Source organism: Oleiphilus sp. HI0128, assembly GCF_001635365.1.
Map to the genome: position 1 here is coordinate 1 of NZ_LWGG01000706.1, position 500 is coordinate 500.

Sequence of the window (500 nt, forward strand, 5' to 3'; positions counted from 1 at the left end):
CGCCCATCACGTGAAGCAATGGCGATATTATCCGGTTGTGAAAGCGATACAAGCCTTGAGAGGCGTTCGACTGCTCACCGCCACTGGTGTCATTGTAGAGCTAGGAGACTTAACACGATTTGATAGCCCTAGAAAACTGATGAGTTATATCGGAACGACGCCCTCCGAGCATTCAAGTGGAGGAAAACGACACTTAGGCGCGATCACCAATTGTGGAAATGGGCGAGCGAGGAGATTGTTAGTTGAGGCTGCACATAGCTATCGCTATCCCGCAAAGATATCGAAGGAATTACAGCTCAGGCAGGAAGGATTGCCGAAAGAGGTAATTGATCAAGCTTGGCAAGCACAACAGAGATTATGTAGACGATATCAACGACTAATACACAAAGGTAAACATCGAAGTGTCGTGGTAACGGCGATCGCACGAGAACTGATAGCTTATATCTGGTCAATCTCGAAGGAAGTCACCTTACCCAGAATAGATCCAAAAACACGAATCC

Annotated in this window: 1 protein-coding gene; it reads left to right on the forward strand. The window is 47.0% G+C overall.

What is annotated here, in order from left to right; translation table 11 throughout:
- Positions 1 to 500: transposase (locus A3763_RS08700; RefSeq protein ID WP_156495018.1), on the forward strand; the 500-nt coding region annotated here is incomplete at both ends.